Source organism: Methanoregula sp. (assembly GCF_002835825.1).
GTDB lineage: Archaea > Halobacteriota > Methanomicrobia > Methanomicrobiales > Methanospirillaceae > Methanoregula.
Genome location: NZ_PIZH01000695.1, coordinates 1 through 1,118 on the forward strand (window position 1 = coordinate 1; position 1,118 = coordinate 1,118).

At 56.2% G+C, this 1,118-nt stretch carries 2 protein-coding genes; both read left to right on the plus strand.

Features of this window, described 5'->3' with window-relative positions; translation table 11 throughout:
* The coding region (locus CW742_RS14490) for a 4Fe-4S binding protein (protein WP_292421597.1) at nt 1-778 on the plus strand (778 nt) is incomplete at its 5' end.
* The gene (locus CW742_RS15510; protein WP_369333027.1) at nt 779-1,051 is read left to right on the plus strand and encodes a hydrogenase iron-sulfur subunit; all 273 of its coding nucleotides are present in this window, start codon (nt 779-781) and stop codon (nt 1,049-1,051) included. It begins immediately after the preceding gene.
* The last annotated feature ends 67 nt before the right edge of the window (nt 1,052-1,118 follow it).

Below are 1,118 nucleotides of genomic sequence, written 5' to 3' on the forward strand. Positions count from 1 at the left end.
ACCTTACTGTTCCCGGTTCTGCTGTATGTACTCCCTGAAGCATGCTCACCAAGTATATGAGAAGATCCCGGGGGTCCAGTCATACATTTTCTACATGGACATCCGTTCATTCGGAAAAATGTACGAAGAGTTCTACTACCGCATCCAGGACGAGGGTGCAAAGTTCATCCGAGGCCGTGTTTCAAATATCCAGGAAGACCCGGCAACGAAGAACCTGTATGTCTATGCAGATGACACGCTGCTCGACCGGCCCATGAAACTCGAGGCTGACCTTGTCGTTCTCGCAGCGGCCGTGCAGCCCTCTGCAGACACGAACCGGACCAGGAAGCTCTTCGGCGTATCCTGTTCCATGGACGGCTGGCTGCTCGAAGCGCACCCGAAGCTGAACCCGTGCGGAACTACCACGGCCGGTGTGTTCCTTGCCGGTGTCTGCCAGGGTCCGAAGGATATTCCTGACACCGTCGCTTCCGCGGAAGGTGCAGCATCCGCAGCAAGTATCCCCATCCACACGGGAGAAGTCGAACTGGAGCCGTACTTCGCTATGTGCATTGAAGAGAAATGTGCAGGTTGCGGCATGTGCGTAAACCTCTGCCCGTATAGTGCCCTGTCACTCGTCGAAAAAGACGGGCGCCAGGTCATGCAGGTCACCGAGGCAAAGTGCAAAGGCTGCGGTACCTGCGGCGGGTTCTGCCCCGGCGGCGCAATCTGGATGCAGCATTTCGCAACCCCACAGATTGTTGCACAGATTGATGCATTCCTCCTGGGAGGTGAACAGTAAATGGGCGCACCACCTGAAAACCCAATAGTAAGACAGCCAGGCGAATGGCAACCCAAGATCCTCGGTATCATCTGTAACTGGTGTTCCTATGCCGGTGCAGACCTTGCCGGCGGTGGCCGTATCCAAAACCCGACTGACATCCGTATCATCAGTGTCATGTGCACGCGCCGTATTGACCTACTTTTCCTCATGAAGCAATCCTCGGACGGTCCAGGCGGAGTCCTTGGCGCCGCATGCTACTTGAAGCGCTTCCACTTCCTAGTGTGCAACTAGCTGTCGGCGCAGAGGGTCATACGGATGATGAAGCTCGTCAGGAACCAGCGGAGGGAGCCGAACAGGT

Coding starts and splice junctions, on each gene's coding strand:
- CW742_RS15510 (WP_369333027.1), top strand. CDS start 779: ATGGGCGCACCACCTGAAAACCCAATAGTAAGACAGCCAGGCGAATGG.